The following is an 18,331-nucleotide window of genomic DNA, read 5'->3' on the forward strand; positions in this document are numbered from 1 at the left end:
CCAATTAAATAGCCGCGCATTTTAATTGCGAATAGGCGAAAAAGCGAATTTACAATTGTTTTGGTCAAATTAGTTATTCTGAATTTTTCTTCAACTACTCAAATTAGCAGCGCCAAAAGTAGCATTAAACTTGCGACACCAGATAGCGGCAGATTTGTAATCTGCTAAATTGATATTATTAGGAATAGAATATGTTTGAGCACCACTATATTTTTTTAATGGAGCAATAATGATATGATCTCCATTTTTTAAAGAATAAGCTGGTGGCTTAGTTGAACCAATCACATTATCTGAACGATGCAAAATTACTACTAAATCCGGGCCTGATTCAGAGGTTTTAAATGACTGTTCAAGCTCTAGAAATGATTTACCGTCTTTGGTTGTAATATTGACTTTTCCCTGCGTTGGATGTTCTCCAGAAACAAAAGTGCCTGACTTGGTAGCAGTTGACCTTTGAGATTGTGCTAAAGGGGCTAAAGACTTCGCCGGAGTTGAAGATGTAAGAACAGATGTATTCACAGCGATCGCACTTTTCTTAGATTGATTACTTGATACTTCTGGAGTACAGCTAACCATGACAATAGAAGAAAAACTTAGGATTAATAAAATTCTGAATTTCATGATTCAAATACCTCAATAATTAATCAACAATATAGCTTTTTAGTTGAACTTTGAACCAATTATTGCTTGAATAATTAGTCTAAAAATTATGAATATCTAAGGATTAATATCTAGAAAGCTGAGATTTTGTTTAAAAAATTCTTATGGATTTCTCAGCAAAATCTAAACTTTCAAGTCTTGAATTCTTTAAATCGTTCCTGGGCTGCATTTCTAGTTATTAAATTGTTGTATAATTTTACATTTAGTTAAGTAAAATAATACAATTTTGTTGTATGTAAATAGCATATATATCTAAAATCTTTCTTTGCGCCTCGCAGCCTCCTTCAAAACCCATGCAATAGGCATCCATGAGCAAAACCAGTGATAACGAAATGTTGTTGCACAACCAAAATTGGCAGCGTGAGCGGCAAATCATAGCACGTTTATCTTCTTTGAACTATCGAACTGGTGAACTCAGTAGCTATTTGCACAATATTGCTTGCGGAGTCAGCGAACTCATTGGAGTTGATTGGACAGTTGTTACCTTTTGCCAAGAGGGCTTTGAAACTGTTTTAGCCAGTAGTCTCGAAATGGGTGAAGGCGAACATGTTTATTCACTACATGGTTTACTCACTGGCACTGTGATCAAAATTGGTCACTCATTAGCAGTGGAAGATGCTCAAAAATACCCAGAGTATGGACAGGCTCCAGAAGGTTATTGTGCATATTTGGGGATACCATTGCGGACTGCTGAAAATGAAGTGATTGGTACTATCTGTTCTTTTAATCATCAACCACGTGATTTTACAAAAGAAGACATCCAAATAGTGGAATTGTTTGCTGAACGAGCTGCAACAGCAATTGACAACTATCATCTCTATCAACAACAGTGCCAATTTAATCATATTCTAGAGGCTGAGGTAGAAAAACGCACCGCAGAATTACAAGCAGCCCAAGCCAAACTTTTAGAACAAGAACGACTAGCAGCAATTGGTGAATTTGCTGCCATTATTGTGCATGAAATTCGTAATCCTTTGACTACAATGCTCATGGGATTGAAGTATTTCCGAAAAACCATTCTGACTGAATCTGCTCAAGAACGATTAACTTTGGCACTGAGCGAAGCTAGTCGTTTAGAACGTCTATTAAGTGAAATTTTGCTCTACGCCAAGCCTCAAGTGTTACAACTTTGTGAATTAGATGTGAATGAATTCATTCATGACTTGCTTGTATGCATTCGTGAAATGCCAGAAGCTCTGGAACGACAAATTGAATTTATTCCGGCATCACCTACAGTAAAAATTTTGGGAGATAAAGACAAACTTAAACAAGTATTTATCAATATTGTCCGTAATGCTTGCGAAGCGATCGCACCAGGAGATATCGTTAAATGGAAAGTGGATTTGCATATAGATAAAGTTTACATTAATATCCACAATGGCGGTGAGCCAATTCCATCAGAAGTTATCACTAAACTTTCTCAACCATTCTTCTCTACAAAACCTTGTGGCACTGGGCTAGGACTTGCTATTACCAAACGCATCGTCAATGCTCATAGTGGGAAACTGTTAATCTCTTCTGACCTCTTAACAGGAACTACCGTGAGTGTCCAATTATCGGTAGTTTTGTGAAGGAGACAGCAGAGAGGCGGTAGTAATTTATACCAATTAAAAAAGAATGCGACAAATAGACCATTTGTAGAGACGCGATTCATCGCGTCTTTACCCAAGGATGTGCTGCAATCATTAATTGAATTGGTATTAGATGAGGCTTCTTTGCGAGACACTCCGCGACCATCGGTGAGAGGTTAAGGTAATTGTACTAGTAATTTTATGCAACAATATTAGAAATATTTCTTATTTATCTCCAAGTAAATTTGACTTAGGCTTAGTCCTTTTTTATAAATTTTTGTTTTTGCTGGCTATGCTTATATCGATGCCCGCATTACGAAAGATAATACTTTGACACCTGGAAACCGATTGTCAAATAGTGCTAATCATTCTTTCAACTTGTGGACGAGCTACGAAATTCAAAAAGGTAACTTACAAGGGTTAGGGGCGGGAATAGGCTTGTTTTTTGTAGGCGATCGCGCTAATTTTGACAACACTTACGATGTCCCTAGCTATCTTCGGACTGATGCCTCTATTTTCTATAAACAAGATCGATTCAGAGCCGCACTCAACTTCAAAAATCTATTTGACATAGACTATTTTGAAAGCTCATTAGGTAATCGTGTTTATTATGGACAACCTTTTACAGTTCAAGGAACTATTTCTTGGCAGTTTTAATAATTGAGACAATCATGCGACATTTTTATTACTGGCTAATATTAGGCATCTTCGGATTTACTCTAGTTACAGCTTGCAATTTCCACACATCTCAAAATATATCCTCTTTACCTAAACAACCAACCGCAGAATGTCGCATGGTTAAACACACAATGGGGGAAACCTGTGTTCCCGTTAACCCCCAGCGTGTTATTACCTTATCCTCATGTACTTTAGGCAATGTCCTTGCACTTGGGGTTAAACCCATCGGGACAACTAACGAAGTTTACATACAGGGAAACTCTCTGACATCCATTAATGGTGAAACGGAGGGAATAAAATTACTTGGACTTTCACAACCAAATTTAGAAGCAACGTTACGACTCAAACCAGATTTAATTATTGGTGTAGATTGGTTCAAGCCAATTTATCCTTTACTATCTAAAATTGCTCCTACAGTATTAGGTGAGATTGATTACATAAGCTGGCAAAAACATCTGAGTTTTGTAGCTGAATCCTTGGGGAAGCAAGATGCTGAAAAAGCACTTTGGGATCGCTACTATCAGCGAATAGAAAAGCTAAAACTAGCATTAGGAACTCGCTATCAAGGCAAAAAAATATCCTTTATAACTGTTGGGCGTGAGCAGATATACATTGATTCCAAAAACTCATTTCCTGGCTCCATTATCAGTGATGCGCTTTTGCAGCGTCCAGCCTCACAAAATATGGATTCAACCTATGGAGCTTTTCCTATTTCCTTAGAGGAATTAAAAAAAGCTGATGGTGATATTTTATTTGTGACAACTTTTTCAAGAAATGGCAATAAATTTCTGGCAAAAAAACAACAAGAACCACTTTGGAAAAAACTTAAAGCTGTTCAAGAGAATCACGTTTATTATGTTGATTTTATGGCATGGGCTGCAACAAATATGCTGGGAACTGATGCAGTTATTGATGACTTATTTAAATACCTCGTCAACGCTCACTAACTCAAATCCCCAAACACATCATATTCGTCTGTAAATCCGGCTACTATTTTTCTGATGAAGCAAGATGTTTTTACTACAAAGGGATACCTTTTTATTCCTGAAGAAGAAGTATAGGGGATAGACGGTGATATTATATTTATAAGAATTTATGGAGATGACGATGAAAAATCATTGAAATAACTCAAACAAAAGCCACTATGTAAAACGCTTAAAGCCGTTCAGCAAAATCATGTTTACTTAATAAAATTATCAACCTGGAGAGAGTCAAATCTGCTTGCGACTGATGTCGTAATTGATGATTTATTTAAATACCTAGTCAACACACCTTAACCCATGACTAAACACACGCTATTCGTCTGCAAAGCCTGCCACCGTTCATCTGAAAAACGACCAGAAAATCCACCTTTCGATGGCAATACTTTACTTGACAAACTAAATACTTTATGTAGTGAACAATTCCATCCTGACGAACTAGAAATTCAGCCTGTTGGGTGTCTTTGGGCTTGCAGTCAAGGCTGTGTTGTATCTGTATCTAGCCACGAGAAACCCACCTATCTATTTGTCAATCTTTCCCCAGAAGAAAGTTCAGCAGCATTAATAGAATTTATGCAACTGTATATCAAGAGTCGTAAAGGCGGTGTAGTTTGGGAAAAATTTCCCGAACTTTTGCAGTCTAAGATTTTCGCGCAAATTCCGCCTGTAAAATCATAGCTTTGGTAAAATATGTTTGATTTGACTCTAAATTATCGGATCATCAGGAATCGCACTTACCCGCTACTTCCAGAGGATTGCGATCGCCACTAATCTAATTCATTTCCCTACTAACCAAGATTTTTCATTCCCGATTGCACGTTCCACAAACCAGCATAAATCCCATTCTTCTCCAACAATTTTTCGTGTGTTCCCGACTCAACGAATTCTCCATATTCCATCACATAAATACAATCAGCATTGCGGATAGTGGAAAGACGATGAGCTATGGCTATTGTCGTTCGATTAGCAGTAATGCGTTCCAAAGAACGCTGAATAGCAGCTTCAGTTTCATTATCCACTGCTGATGTTGCTTCATCTAAAATCAAAATTGGTGGATTCTTTAAAACGGCCCTAGCGATCGCAATTCTTTGGCGTTGTCCACCAGATAATTTTTGACCCCGTTCACCGACTATTGTCTCATAACCTTGGGGTAGGCGGATAATAAAATCATCAGCTTCGGCAATTTTCGCAGCTGCAATTATTTGTTGATCGGTAGCATCAAAAGTACCATAGGCGATATTTTCAGCAATCGTACCATGAAATAAGAATACGTCTTGGCTAACCAAACCGATACTACGACGCAAATCACGTAAGTTTAATTTTTGGATATCAATACCATCAATAGTAATTGTTCCAGAAGAAATATCATAAAATCGCAGTAGTAATTTAACTAAGGTACTTTTCCCGGAACCTGTAGATCCAACTATAGCAATAGTTTTGCTATAGGGAATATGTAAAGATAGTTTTTTAATTACTGGTTCTCTATTTAGATAAGAAAAAGTTACTTGCTTAAAGTCAATTTCACCACGTACCTGAGCAACATTTAAAGATATATTTCCTCTAATAATGTTAATGGGAGCATCTAATAAATCCATAATCCGATTGGCAGAAGCCATTGACCTTTGATATTTGTCGAATATTTCTCCTAATGTTACTAATGGCCACAATAATCTCTGTACTAAAACGAGTAAAACACTATAATTACCAATAGATATTTGACCAGTATATGCCGCCATCCCTCCCCAAAATAATAAGGCTGTAAACCCTACTAAAACTAGCATTCTAATTAAGGGCACAAATGCGGCAGAAAGTTTAATTGCTTTGGTGTTACTTTTTCTATATGCTTCGCTATCTCCCGCCAATCTAGCGCTTTCATAATCTTCAGCGGTGAAACTTTTAATTGTATTAATTCCACTAAGATTATTTGCCAATCGTGAATTCAAAAAACTTACCTTTTCCCGCACCTCAGCATAACGAGCTTCCAGACGCTTTTGATAAGTAAAGGAACCCCAAACAATAAATGGCATGGGTAACATTACTACTAGGGTAATGGAAGGAGGTAAAACAAAGAAAGCACCAACAGTTAAAATAATGAGTGAAGTGCTAATCTGGATGATGTCATTAGCTCCAAAATTTAAAAAATCTTCTAACTGATTGATATCATCATTCAAAATTGACATCAAACGACCAGTGCTGCTTTCTTCAAAGTAAGCTGAATCTAATTCTTGGACATGATTGTAAGTATCTAAGCGTAAACTATGCTGGATATTTTGAGCTAGACTACGCCAAATTCTATCATAGGCGTATTGAGAAAGTGATTCAAATATCCAAATAATGACAGTGACAAAAGAAAGCAATAAAAATTGCGAAAATACATCTCTTATTCCCAACTTTGCAATTAGAGAATCTTGCTGCTTGACGAGAATATCTACCGCAGTACCAATCAACCACGGTGGTGCTAAGTCTAAAAGCGTATTGATGATCGAAAATGTTGTTGCTTGCCAAATTTGTTGGCGATATTGGCTGCCATAGTTGAGCAAGCGTTGTAAAGGATGGGCTGAATTACTACGATTTTTAGATACTTTAGGAGATTGTGATGTGATTGTCACGACTATTTGTTGTTTGTAGTTAGGTGAATGTGAGTTAAAATAATCTGCACTAGAAAATGTATTTTTAAGCAATGTCTTTAGTAGAAATCGAATCAGTCATTGCAGAAAATTTATAGGAAGAATTCAGAACTCAGGAGTCAGGAGTCAGAATTCAGTATGAATTCTGTACGACTGGGTAATGAATATTGGTTTAAAACCTGGCCCGCAAGTGGCGCGAAACCAGGATGAAATTTTTTTCACTCATTTAAAACTCTATCCCTTCATGGGTAGAGTATTCTGAATTCTGAATTCTGAATTCTGACTCCTTTTTATTATTTACTTTTCCCTTGCGTCCTATCGGTACACACATCGGCGTCTCTACTACTGGGTCAGGAATAATCCGACACTCCAACCCAAAAACCTCCTGAACCATTTCTTGAGTCATCACTAGCTTTGGTTCTCCAGCAGCAAAAATTCGACCATCTTTGACTGCAACTAAATAATCAGCATAACGACACGCCTGATTCAAATCATGTAGCACCATCACAATTGTCCGTCCCTGATTTTGGTTCAACTCATACAATAAATCCAAAATCTCTATCTGATGCGCCAAATCTAAAAAAGTAGTTGGTTCATCTAAAAGTAAAATATCTGTATCTTGCGCCAATGCCATTGCAATCCAAGCTCTTTGTCGTTGTCCACCAGACAAAGTATCTAATGCTCTATCTGCTAATTTCAACAAATCTGTAATTTCTAGTGCTTGCTGCACGATTTTTTCATCTTTTTCCGACCACTGCTGCAACCAATTTTGATAAGGATAACGTCCTTGTGCTACCAAATCTCGCACTGTTAAACCTTCCGGTGCTACTGGCCCTTGGGGCAAAATACCTAACTGCTGTGCTACTTCTTTGGTGGAAAGATTAAAAATAGATGTTCCATCAAGATAGACCGTACCGCCACAGGGTTTAAGTAATCTTGCCAGACCTCGTAATAATGTTGATTTACCACAACCATTAGCACCAACTAAAGCACTAATTTGTCCGGTGGGGATTGTTAAATTTAGGTCACGGATAATCAGCGCACCATCGTAAGCTAAAGACAGACTTTTGGTTGAGAGTCCTTTCATAAGTGAAACCATTTTAGATTTATCATTTATCATTTGTCATTTGTCATTTGTTTTTATTTGCGTCCCCCATCTCCTCATCTCTCGGTTGGTGAGCAAAGTTAAACCACATCTCCTCCAATCCCCAGCTTCTTATTTTTTGCGGTTACGAATTAATAAATAAAGAAAATAAGGAGCACCAATAGCAGCAGTTACGACGCCACAAGGAAATTCGATAGGTGCAAACAGGGTTCTTCCTAGCAAGTCTGCCATTACAACAATCACTCCTCCCAAGAGTGCGGAAGTAGGAATCAAGCCTTCATGGGTTCCACCTACCAACTGTCGTCCTAAATGAGGTGCGATTAAACCAATAAAACCAATATTTCCGGCGGTGGCGACTCCTGCACCGGCTAAGGCTACACCCACCAGCACGAGTAAACCACGCTGCCATTCCACTTGACTACCTAAACTTTTGGCGACATCATCTCCTAAATTTAAAGCGTTCAAATGTCTTGTTAGTGTCAAAGCCATTGGGACAAAAACAATTAACCAAGGTAACAGAGAAAAGACTTGCTCCCAAGTCCGACCGTAGACGCTCCCAGCTAACCAAACCAAAGCATTACTAACGTCATTGATTTCGCCAAAGGTAATCATTAAGCTGGTTATGGCACTGGCGATCGCAGATAAACCAACACCCATTAAAATTAATAGAATCGGAGAACTACCGTTATTCCAAGCCAGGGAGTAAATTAAAATCGCCATCAGCAATGCACCAGCAAAAGCCGACAAAGGCAAGGTGTAAATTGGTGCTGATGGGAATAGTATAATTACTGTAACCGCCGCCAGACTCGCCCCAGCATTGATGCCGATAATACCTGGGTCAGCCAATGGATTGCGTGTCAGTCCTTGGAAGATAGTGCCAGAAATTGCCAACGCCATTCCCACCATAAAAGCTACAAGGGTGCGGGGTAGACGTAGACTCTGAATCACGAACTGATGGTCTGGGTTTCCTGTATCTAAACCTAATATAGTTTTCACGATATCTAAAGGCGAGATTGGATATTCCCCACGCCCGACATTCATTACCATCGCTACTGCGATCGCTACTGCCAAACATAGCAATATGATTGGTACACGTCGGTCAATTCGGAAAGATATCGCTTGGGAACGAATGACTAGCCAATCAAAACTCATTTTTTCACCTTCGACTTAGCCAGGTAGACAAAAAAAGGAGCGCCAACTATTGCTGTCATTACACCTACAGGTAACTCCTGTGGTTTGAGCAATACACGGGCGGCAATATCTGCGATCAAGAGTAAAATAGCACCCAAAACTGCACAATAAGGTAATATCCAACGATAATCGGCTTTAATATAAAATCTCACTATATGGGGAACGACTAAACCAATGAAGCCGATTGGCCCTGCAAGAGCGACGGAACTTCCTGCTAGTAAAACTACGCTGATAGCGGTAAATATTTTGATCCAAGCTGTCTGCTGACCCAAACCTTTGGCGACATCTTCACCTAAACTCATAGTGGTAATTTGTCTGCCGAGGGCAAAAGCTACTACTAATCCGATGCCGACGAAAGGCAGTAGTTGTAAGAATAAATTAAAATCTCGACCAGATAATGAACCAGCTAACCAAAATCTAACTTGTTCAAGTGTTTGTTGACTGACAATGAGGATACCGGTGGTGAAGGAAGAAATCAGAGCAGTTAACGCCGCTCCTGCTACTGTCAGATTCAGTGGGGTGGCTCCTCCTCGTCCCAGAGAGCCAAGGATGTAAACTAACACCGCTATTACTCCCGCACCCAGAAATGCCGCAAGAGCATAAACATTTAGGGATGAGCTACCAAAAATAAAAGTTGCGACAACGACAAAAAGAGCGGCTCCCGATTCAATACCCAAAATGCCTGGATCTGCTAAGGGGTTTCGCGTTAAACCCTGCATCAATGCTCCCGATACAGCCAGAGATGAACCAACAAGGATAGCAATTAGCGATCGCGGTAATCTCACAGTCTGAATAACTAAGTGATCATAGGAACCATCAAAGGCTAGAAAAGATGTCAAAATCTTACCTAGAGGTATTTCTGCTGCACCTAGCGTCACACTGTACACCAAGCAAATTAGTAGCATACATAGTCCCAAAATCAGACCAAAGAAGGCTGTAATGGGTGGCTTTTTCAATTCTCTAGGTGAGAGTGTAGTTGCTTTTATCATTTGATCCTGCCGTCATTTGAAACTATTACGCTCTGCTTGGCTAGTTATTTTTCAATAGATAATATCAATATTTAACAGCATTTTAATCATAGAATTGATAATCTTTCTTGATAAATATATAGATTACATGATTATGTAGCCTTTTTCCATTTTTTAAACGGAATAAGGGATGTCATTACAGTTTTGATATATTTTCTCAATAAAGTGATATTGTGAGATCGGCTTAAATCTGCTTTGTCAAAGTTACTTGCGTGCCAAGAGGAGACTGGGCACTGGGAAGCAAAGGAGAATAATTAATGCCCAATGCCCAATGCCCCATGCCCAATTCCCAATAAGCAGTTTCAGTCACCAGTCGTTACATCTGTAAATGGTGGTGTTAATGAGGATTGATACTTTACTCAGAGTTTACAAAAGAAAATCAATACGCGTTTTACCCTTTATACTCAGCTTAATACTGGTTTTGTTTGTCGGAAGCCGCGCTGTAGCTGTACCAACAAAATCAACAGAGATATTATGGGATACATACGGTGTACCGCATATTTACGGTAAAGATGACCAGAGTGCATTTTATGCCTTTGGTTGGGCACAAATGCAAAGTCATGGAGATTTACTTTTGCGTCTCTATGGTCAAGCACGAGGACGCGCGGCGGAATATTGGGGAGAGGAATACCTCGAATCAGATCGTTGGGTACAAACTGCGGGAGTACCAGAACGCGCTCGTTCTTGGTACAAGGCACAAAGTCCAGCTTTTCGTAGTTATCTCGATGCTTTTGCTACTGGGATCAATGCTTATGCAAAACAAAATCCTAACTTAATTGATGATCAAGTTGAGTTGGTGTTACCAGTCAAGGCAGAAGATGTCATGGCTCACTTACATCGGGTACTCAATTTCACCTTTGTGGTCAATCCGGAGCAAGTATTAGGTCTGAGCAAAGAAAAGTTGCAAGCAGGATCTAATGGTTGGGCGATCGCACCAAGTCATTCTGTCGATGGGAATGCTATGTTGCTAGCGAACCCACACCTACCTTGGTCAGATTTATTTTTATGGTACGAAGCCCAAATCACCGCCCCAGGAATAGATGCTTATGGAGCCACACTTGTAGGTATTCCCGTATTAGCGATCGCATTCAACAACAACTTGGGTTGGACTCACACTGTTAATACCTATGATGGTTGGGATATTTATGAACTCACACTGGCCGGTAATGGGTACCGGTTTGATGACAAAGTTCGTAACTTTCAGACGAAAACCCTTTCCTTGAAGGTGAAGCAGAAAGATGGCTCCTTACAAGAGCAACCATTAGTAGTGAAAAGTTCTGTCCACGGGCCTGTAGTAGCCGAGAAAAATGGTAAAGCCGTAGCGCTAAGAGTTGCAGGTCTTGATCGACCAGGTGTACTCCAGCAGTGGTGGGATATGGCACGAGCAAAAAACCTTAACCAGTTTGAAAAAACGCTCCAGCGCTTGCAATTGCCAATGTTTACGGTGATGTATGCGGATCGAGAAGGGCATATTATGCACCTATTCAACGGTCAAGTTCCCGTGCGTTCTAGTGGTGATTTTGAATACTGGGAAGGCATAATCCCAGGAAATACATCTAAAACCTTGTGGACAAAAATTCATCCTTACAAAGATTTACCGCGCATAGTTGATCCGAAGAGTGGCTGGTTGCAAAATACAAACGATCCACCTTGGACAACTACATTTCCAACCGCCATTAAAGCAGATAATTACCCGCCTTACATGGCACCTCGTTTCATGGGTTTCCGCTCCCAACGTTCTGTAAGGATGTTGGCTGAGGATGACAAAATCTCTTTTGATGAAATGGTTGCATACAAGCACTCTACCCGTATGGAACTAGCTGATCGGATTTTGGATGATTTAATTCCGGCTGCACGCAAGTACGGTCAGGACTTAGGGCAAAAAGCAGCGAATGTCTTAGAAGCCTGGGATCGCCAAGCTGATGCAGATAGTCGCGGGGCCGTATTATTTGCTTTTTGGGTACACCAGATGGACTTAGATAAGACATTTAGTAAACCCTGGAATGAAAATTCTCCACGCACCACACCCGATGGTTTAGCTAATCCTGAAAGTGCAGTTGCAACTCTGCAAGCAGCCGCAGCAGAGGTAGAAAAGACTTATGGGGCAATTGATGTACCGTGGGGCCAGGTTTTTCGGCTACGGTTGGGTGATGTGGATTTGCCTGGTAATGGTGGGGATGATAGCCTGGGAATTTTTCGGGTACTGAATTCTGCTCCTGGAGCAAACGGTCAGTTCCAAGCATTTGGAGGTGATTCCTATGTGGCTGCAATTGAATTTTCTAACCCTGTACGGGCAATGGCACTCACCAGCTATGGTAATGCAACTCAACCCGGATCGCCCCACATTAGCGACCAGTTACAGATGTTCGCTAACAAAAAGTTGCGGACTGTGTGGCGCGATCGCTCAGATATTCTTGCCCATCTAGAAGAACGTAAAATATTCTGAGGTGAATGGCACGAAGATAAGCCCAAAATCCTGTGTTGCCTCTGCTCAAGCCACTAGAGGCGGAGCCTCTCAGGATCGGTTCCCAGCCTCCAGGCTGGGAACCAGCCAGGGCAAAGGCTGGTGCTAATTACGATTAAACAACTACAAAATTGTTTTTGCTTAATGACAATCCGGCAGATAATTGTGCAAATTTTACCTGAGCAAATCCACCCGCACTACCATCTTGGTCAAAGTACAGTGCACCTGTAATATTGTCATAGATAAATCGTTGATTGCTTGTCGTTGCAGACGTTCCAAGGGTAAACTGACTAGCCGAAAGTGAAGGTATTGATAACCCACCACCAAAACCAGTAGCCGATACCTGAATCAGTTCATTAGTGGCGTTGAAGTCATAAAGACGATCAACACCTTGCTTGTAACTACTGAAGGTAAATGTATCAATACCATCTCCTCCATAGAGGGTGTCATTGCCAAAACCACCTGTGAGGTAGTCATTTCCAGAACCACCATTAAGAGTGTTATTGCCTAATGCACCGTATGCGGAGAGAGTATCATTGCCATCACCCCCAAACAGGAGGTTCTTGCCTGTTGAGTAATCAACAATTAACTTATCGCCACCAGCACCACCATTAAGGGTGTTATTGCCTGATGCTCTGCGATAAACTCCTTCGCCGTAGTTGCCGTCCTTATCGTATTGGTAACCAGAGGCGGATAGATAATCATTGCCACTGTCTCCAGAGAGCAGATTATTGCCTGATGAATAGTCAACATTCAAGTTATCGTCACCAGCACCACCGTTAAGAGTGTTATTGCCAGTGGTGTTATAAAAAGATCCTCCGAAGCCGTAGCCATAGCTAGAGCCGGAGAGAGTATCATTCCCATCGCCACCAGAGAGCAGATTAGCACCTCGTGAATGGTTAACATTCAAGTAATCTTTACCAGCACCACCGTTGAGGGTGTTATTACCACTGGTGTTATCAAACCTGTAGCCCTCGAACTCAGAGGCAAAGAGAGAATCATTACCATCCCCACCAGAAAGCAGGTTATTCCCTGTCGAAATATTCGCACTCAAGTAATCGTCACCAGCACCACCGTTGAGGGTGTTATTACCACTGGCAAGATTGACGGAGAGATTATCTTTGTCATCGCCACCATCCAGTAAATTATCGCCTGTTGAAAAGAAAGCACTTAAGCTATCATTACCAGCGCCACCTTTAAGGGTGTTATTACCAGACACTTCAGGATCGTAGTAGCCACCAGAGACAGAGAGATAATCATTACCATTGCCACCATCCAGTAGGTTATCGCCTGCTGAACCGTCAGCACTCAAGCTATCATTACCAGCGCCACCTTTAAGGGTGTTATTGCCAGACACCACATCGCCATAGTAGTCACCTAATGCCGAGAGAGTATCATTGCCATCACCACCAGAGAGTAGATTATTGCCTGGTGAAGAGTCAACATTTAAGATATCGTTACCACTACCACCGTCGAGAGAGTCATTCCCTCTACCACCAAAGAGGGTATCATTTCCCGTACCACCAATGAGAGTATCATTACCATCGCCCCCAGAAAGCAGGTTATTGCCTGTTGAACCGCTAGCAATCAAGTAATCATCACCAGCACCACCATTGAGGGTGTTCTTGCCAGATGAGCGAGAGTCGTATGTAGAGGAGAGGTTGCGGGGTTCATACGGGTCTTCGTAGGGAGTGTATTTGTAGTAGCCAGAGATGGAGAGAGAATCATTTCCATCACCACCCTCCAGTAGGTTGTCGCCTGTTGAACCGCTAGCAATCAAGTAATCATCACCAGCACCACCATTGAGGGTGTTCTTGCCAGATGAGCGAGAGTCGTCATTAAAGTAGCCGTTTCCTTCGTAGTAGCCAGAGATGGAGAGAGAATCATTTCCATCGCCCCCAAAAAGCAGGTTATTGCCTGTTGAACCGCTAGCATTTAAGGTATCGTTACCAGCGCCACCGTTGAGGGTGTTCTTGCCAGACGAGCGAAAGTCATACCCGTCTGGGTAGTTGACTTCCACGTAGCCAGAGACGGAGAGAGAATCATTGCCATCGCCTCCAGAGAGCAAATTATCCCCTGTTGAACTGTTAGCACTCAAGTTATCGTCACCAGTACCACCAAGGAGAGTATTATTGCCTTCACCACCAAGGAGGGTATCATTCCCCGCACCACCTCTCAAAAGGTCGTTGCCACTTTTACCGTCGATTTTGTCATTACCCCCCTGACCATTGATGACATCATTGGAGTCGTCTAAACCTGTAATGTTATTGGATAGATCATTGAGGAAAGTCACCCTGTTCTTGTTGCTCAGACTAGTCTCAGTGGAGTTGACATCGAGGACATCAAAGCTGTCGGTGATGCTGGTTTGCCCATCAAACAGGATATTGCCAATAGCTGGTCTTGCACCAGAAGCATTCAGATTTTCTAAGTTTTCTAATTTGAAGTTGTTGAGGAGAACTTTGGCACCATCCACCCCTTCAAAGGTGATTTCTAGATTGCTGCCATTCTGGGTAAGCAGTAGATTTCGGGCACTCAAGCCAGCACCTTGGAATTTGATGGTATCCACTTCGGCAATGACTGCTGCTGTTGGATTTGTTCCTTTACCTATGCCACCAAAATCGGTGATGGTATCAGTACCGTCGCCCAAGTTATAAACAAATTTATCCTTGCCACCGCCACCAGTCAGGATATCATTACCCTTCTTGGCTGTGATTATATCGTTACCTGCTTTACCGTTAATTGTATCCGCGCCGTTACTGCCCAGTAGAGCATCATTACCGTTAGTTCCAATGATATTTGCCATAACTTTTACCTTCCTAAATCAGTTTTTTCAGTAATTTTTAGTTCTCAGCGCTGAATTAGTGCGTTTTAAAACACAAGAATTCGCCGAGAATTGACGCTTTCGGAATAATTTGATGTCATCCTTGAAGGACGCTAATTTTTCTCAAAAATCCACTCTGTTGACTAGCTTGCAAGTGACACTTATCAAAGTCTCACAAGCTGTACAAAGTCATGACCATGTAGATGTACTCAAATAGGTTGTTTCAGTTGTCAGTCTTTTTAGAACCATCCTTGATAGAATAGTTGCAGCTATGCCCAACTTAGGAATCGCTGAAAAACGTCGTCAAATCAAGCTTAAATGCCTGAAACTCACACAACACCTTGACATAACTAGTCCTACTGTCTTGGAAATAGAGAACAGTTAACTATATATTGACAAGGAAAGGGATTTTTATACCCTTGTTGTGGGCTATTGCCTGTAAACGTTTCGCTTAAAAATAGAGAACATCTAAATAACCTGATACTAACTAAATACTGAATATTTACTTAGATGTCTATAGCTAAAGAACTATCTTTGCATACTCTTTATATTATATGCCGAGAAATGTATGTGCTAGTAGTGTGTTCTTCACATTTTGAGAATTTATGGTCAAGAACTTGCAGACAGCAGCAGTCACAAAGAAGTTTGAGCAAAGGCTTTCAAGGCAGCTAACTTTGAGAATGCTCGAAGGATTGATCAGAAAAATACCTTATTTGCGATGATGAAGATCAAGCGATGCTTGGGTTGGGCTACGCCTACGCCTCGCGATGCATTGTATCTAAAACAAGAATTGTTGGAGGTTACTAAAGTTACAAACGCAGATATAACAAGAGCTAGCTAAGAATACTTGCAACCATCCGTACTCATGCAGCGTTCAAAAATAATACATGGCGTTGCATATTTGCGGGATGATTTTGCTAGTTTTGTGGGATGGGCCGAAAAGCCACTGGTGTCAACTTAAGCCAAAAATAGCGTACTGATTGGGTGTTGTTCACCCGCCAGGGATTGTAAATCCCTGACTAATTGCTCAAGTCTACTGAAGTAGACTGAAAATTTTTGCGCTATGAAGTCCTCTTCAGAGGACTTTAGCTATGAGACAGGGATTTACAATCCCTGGCGGACGTGCGGTTTCGCGTTAAGTTGACACCAGTGGCATCTTGCCCGTCCCTTGTATTTCAGGGCGAGACGCCCACCCTACAGGAATCACATCCCTTGATTCAGCAACGCCTAATACATATTGTCCTTTTTGAACGTTGTGATGCCTGGATTCGTCTACAGCTAAACTATGATCATGATGTCCAGGTTAGATATATTAAATATCTGTGCAATAATCGCGATCGCTTACCAAAATTACAAACGCAGAGATGATCAGATTTAGCCAAGAACACTTGCAAACCATCCGCAGCCATGCCGAAAGCACCTATCCAGACGAGTGTTGCGGTATAATTTTGGGCTATCTGGTTAATGAGGGCAAAACTGTGGTAGAAGTCATGCCAACAGAAAATGCCTGGAATGCAGAAGCGGTTGCTGAGTTTCCAGGGGAACGTACAACAGAAAGTAAAAGACGGCAATATACGATCGCACCCGAAGTTATGCTAAAAACACAAAAGGAAGCACGCGATCGCTCACTGAATATTATCGGCATTTTCCACTCCCATCCAGATCATCCTGCTATCCCTTCAGAATGCGATCGCCTATATGCTTGGCAAGGATACTCGTATATAATAGTTTCCGTCCAAAACGGTAAAGCTGGAGAACTTCAAAGCTGGAGCCTTAATGATACTCATCAGTTCCAAGCAGAGAAAATTGAAAATATAATTTAACTGTTTAGTTTAAAGACATTCACTCGTAACGGTTTTAGCCGCTACCACGGATGAAAATTCATCTTCCCCACTAGACATCTCCATAACAGATACAGTTTTTCGATAGGATAATATTCCGCTCTCCCAGATCATAACTGCTATGCTCAACCCCAATCTGGACGAAATCCAGTTGACCAAAGACGATTACGAACGCTACTCCCGACACCTGATTTTACCGGAAGTAGGACTAGAAGGACAGAAACGCCTGAAAGCCGCCAGTGTATTGTGTATCGGTACAGGTGGACTAGGTTCACCACTACTTTTATATCTGGCGGCGGCGGGTATTGGACGCATTGGGATTGTCGATTTCGATGTTGTCGATACTTCTAATCTGCAACGCCAAGTAATCCACGGGACATCTTGGGTGGGTAAACCCAAGATTGAATCGGCAAAAAACCGCATTCACGAGATTAACCCCTATTGTCAGGTTGATTTATACGAAACTCGCTTAACTTCCGAAAACGCCCTGGAAATTCTTCAACCTTACGATATCGTCGTGGATGGTACTGATAACTTCCCCACCAGATATCTAGTTAACGACGCTTGCGTATTGCTGAATAAGCCCAACGTCTACGGTTCAATTTTACGCTTTGAAGGGCAAGCTACTGTATTTAACTACGAAGGTGGGCCGAATTATCGTGACCTTTTCCCAGAACCACCACCACCAGGAATGGTTCCTTCTTGTGCAGAGGGTGGCGTATTGGGAATTTTGCCAGGAATTATTGGTTTAATCCAAGCAACTGAAGCTGTCAAAATTGTTCTAGGACAAGGTAACACTCTCAATGGACGATTGCTGTTATACAACGCCTTAGATATGAAATTTCGGGAGTTGAAACTCCGTCCTAACCCAATTCGCCCAGTGATTGAAAAGCTGGTAGACTACGAAGAATTCTGCGGAATTCCACAAGCTAAGGCAGAGGAGGCAAAACAGCAGATGGAAAGTCAAGAAATGACCGTTAAGGATTTGAAGGAATTGCTGGATAGTGGTGCAAAGGATTTTGTACTGCTGGATGTCCGCAACCCTAATGAGTACGACATTGCCAAGATTCCGGGTTCAGTGTTGGTACCATTACCAGACATTGAAAATGGGAATGGCGTTGCCAAGGTGAAGGAAATATTGAACGGACACCGCTTAATTGCTCATTGTAAGATGGGCGGGCGATCGGCAAAAGCCCTCGCCATTCTCAAGGAAGCTGGGATTGTCGGGACTAATGTCAAAGGCGGAATTACCGCTTGGAGTCGAGAAATCGATCCCTCAGTTCCAGAGTATTAGGGCAGCGGGAAGGGGGAATGGGGAAAAATACCAATTCCCAATTCCCCATTCCCCATTCCCCATTCCCCATT

At 41.4% G+C, this 18,331-nt stretch carries 13 protein-coding genes and 2 pseudogenes; 8 read left to right on the top strand and 7 right to left on the bottom strand.

Annotated elements, in window-relative coordinates; genetic code table 11:
- Positions 1 to 90 precede the first annotated feature (90 nt).
- Positions 91 to 621 carry a DM13 domain-containing protein gene (locus HUN01_RS11325; RefSeq protein WP_181931349.1) on the bottom strand — a complete coding sequence of 177 codons (531 nt, stop codon included), beginning with the start codon at positions 619 to 621 and terminating at the stop codon, positions 91 to 93.
- 347 nt (positions 622 to 968) lie between these two features.
- On the opposite strand from HUN01_RS11325, the gene HUN01_RS11330 reads away from it, so the two are divergent.
- From HUN01_RS11330 to HUN01_RS11345, 4 genes and pseudogenes are all read left to right on the top strand, one after another.
- A complete protein-coding gene (locus tag HUN01_RS11330; protein WP_181931350.1) occupies positions 969 to 2,231 on the top strand; it encodes a GAF domain-containing sensor histidine kinase in 1,263 nt (420 codons plus the stop codon).
- Positions 2,232 to 2,510: 279 nt separating this feature from the next.
- A pseudogene (locus HUN01_RS11335) lies at positions 2,511 to 2,888 on the top strand (TonB-dependent receptor domain-containing protein); the annotation flags it as partial.
- Positions 2,876 to 3,856 (top strand): iron-siderophore ABC transporter substrate-binding protein, encoded by a 981-nt coding sequence (locus HUN01_RS11340; RefSeq protein WP_238846182.1) that lies wholly within the window; start codon positions 2,876 to 2,878, stop codon positions 3,854 to 3,856. The pseudogene HUN01_RS11335 and the gene HUN01_RS11340, both read left to right, overlap by 13 nt.
- A 333-nt stretch (positions 3,857 to 4,189) precedes the next feature.
- Positions 4,190 to 4,567: a DUF1636 family protein gene (locus HUN01_RS11345; protein WP_181931351.1), complete on the top strand. Its 378-nt coding sequence runs from the start codon at positions 4,190 to 4,192 to the stop codon at positions 4,565 to 4,567.
- A 110-nt stretch (positions 4,568 to 4,677) separates the two neighbouring features.
- Here the strand turns inward: HUN01_RS11345 and HUN01_RS11350 are convergent, their stop codons facing one another.
- The 5 genes from HUN01_RS11350 to HUN01_RS36050 all read right to left on the bottom strand — a co-directional run bounded on the left by HUN01_RS11350 (position 4,678) and on the right by HUN01_RS36050 (position 10,150).
- The gene (locus HUN01_RS11350) at positions 4,678 to 6,498 is read right to left on the bottom strand and encodes an ABC transporter ATP-binding protein (RefSeq protein WP_181931352.1); all 1,821 of its coding nucleotides are present in this window, start codon (positions 6,496 to 6,498) and stop codon (positions 4,678 to 4,680) included.
- A 244-nt stretch (positions 6,499 to 6,742) separates the two neighbouring features.
- Positions 6,743 to 7,603 (bottom strand): ABC transporter ATP-binding protein, encoded by an 861-nt coding sequence (locus HUN01_RS11355; RefSeq protein ID WP_181932654.1) that lies wholly within the window; start codon positions 7,601 to 7,603, stop codon positions 6,743 to 6,745.
- 129 nt (positions 7,604 to 7,732) lie between these two features.
- On the bottom strand, positions 7,733 to 8,773 hold the full coding sequence (locus tag HUN01_RS11360) for a FecCD family ABC transporter permease (protein ID WP_181931353.1): 1,041 nt from the start codon (positions 8,771 to 8,773) through the stop codon (positions 7,733 to 7,735).
- Entirely contained in the window at positions 8,770 to 9,801 is a 1,032-nt protein-coding gene (locus HUN01_RS11365; RefSeq protein ID WP_181931354.1) for a FecCD family ABC transporter permease, read from the bottom strand. The genes HUN01_RS11360 and HUN01_RS11365 overlap by 4 nt, the downstream gene beginning before the upstream one ends.
- 223 nt (positions 9,802 to 10,024) lie before the next feature.
- Entirely contained in the window at positions 10,025 to 10,150 is a 126-nt protein-coding gene (locus tag HUN01_RS36050; RefSeq protein ID WP_257798123.1) for a hypothetical protein, read from the bottom strand.
- 30 nt (positions 10,151 to 10,180) lie between these two features.
- Here HUN01_RS36050 and HUN01_RS11370 point away from each other — a divergent pair, with 30 nt between their 5' ends.
- Positions 10,181 to 12,286, top strand: a complete 2,106-nt coding sequence (locus HUN01_RS11370; protein WP_181931355.1) for an acylase — start codon at positions 10,181 to 10,183, stop codon at positions 12,284 to 12,286.
- A gap of 133 nt (positions 12,287 to 12,419) precedes the next feature.
- Here HUN01_RS11370 and HUN01_RS11375 read toward each other — a convergent pair.
- A pseudogene (locus HUN01_RS11375) lies at positions 12,420 to 15,107 on the bottom strand (beta strand repeat-containing protein); the annotation flags it as partial.
- Between the two features lie 1,140 nt (positions 15,108 to 16,247).
- Between HUN01_RS11375 and HUN01_RS11380 the strand changes: the two are divergent.
- From HUN01_RS11380 to moeB, 3 genes are all read left to right on the top strand, one after another.
- Positions 16,248 to 16,493 carry a hypothetical protein gene (locus tag HUN01_RS11380; protein ID WP_181931357.1) on the top strand — a complete coding sequence of 82 codons (246 nt, stop codon included), beginning with the start codon at positions 16,248 to 16,250 and terminating at the stop codon, positions 16,491 to 16,493.
- Positions 16,490 to 16,948, top strand: a complete 459-nt coding sequence (locus HUN01_RS11385; protein WP_181931358.1) for a M67 family metallopeptidase — start codon at positions 16,490 to 16,492, stop codon at positions 16,946 to 16,948. Before HUN01_RS11380 ends, HUN01_RS11385 begins: the two co-directional genes overlap by 4 nt.
- A 139-nt stretch (positions 16,949 to 17,087) precedes the next feature.
- Complete coding sequence (moeB, locus tag HUN01_RS11390) at positions 17,088 to 18,260, top strand: molybdopterin-synthase adenylyltransferase MoeB (protein WP_181931359.1); 1,173 nt, start codon at positions 17,088 to 17,090, stop codon at positions 18,258 to 18,260.
- Positions 18,261 to 18,331 lie beyond the last annotated feature (71 nt).

It is taken from the genome of Nostoc edaphicum CCNP1411 (assembly GCF_014023275.1).
Taxonomy (GTDB): Bacteria; Cyanobacteriota; Cyanobacteriia; order Cyanobacteriales; family Nostocaceae; genus Nostoc; species Nostoc edaphicum_A.

Coding starts and splice junctions, on each gene's coding strand:
- HUN01_RS11355 (WP_181932654.1), bottom strand. CDS start 7,603: ATGAAAGGACTCTCAACCAAAAGTCTGTCTTTAGCTTACGATGGTGCG.
- HUN01_RS11345 (WP_181931351.1), top strand. CDS start 4,190: ATGACTAAACACACGCTATTCGTCTGCAAAGCCTGCCACCGTTCATCT.
- moeB (WP_181931359.1), top strand. CDS start 17,088: ATGCTCAACCCCAATCTGGACGAAATCCAGTTGACCAAAGACGATTAC.
- HUN01_RS11360 (WP_181931353.1), bottom strand. CDS start 8,773: ATGAGTTTTGATTGGCTAGTCATTCGTTCCCAAGCGATATCTTTCCGA.
- HUN01_RS11330 (WP_181931350.1), top strand. CDS start 969: ATGAGCAAAACCAGTGATAACGAAATGTTGTTGCACAACCAAAATTGG.
- HUN01_RS11325 (WP_181931349.1), bottom strand. CDS start 621: ATGAAATTCAGAATTTTATTAATCCTAAGTTTTTCTTCTATTGTCATG.
- HUN01_RS11385 (WP_181931358.1), top strand. CDS start 16,490: ATGATCAGATTTAGCCAAGAACACTTGCAAACCATCCGCAGCCATGCC.
- HUN01_RS11365 (WP_181931354.1), bottom strand. CDS start 9,801: ATGATAAAAGCAACTACACTCTCACCTAGAGAATTGAAAAAGCCACCC.
- HUN01_RS11370 (WP_181931355.1), top strand. CDS start 10,181: ATGAGGATTGATACTTTACTCAGAGTTTACAAAAGAAAATCAATACGC.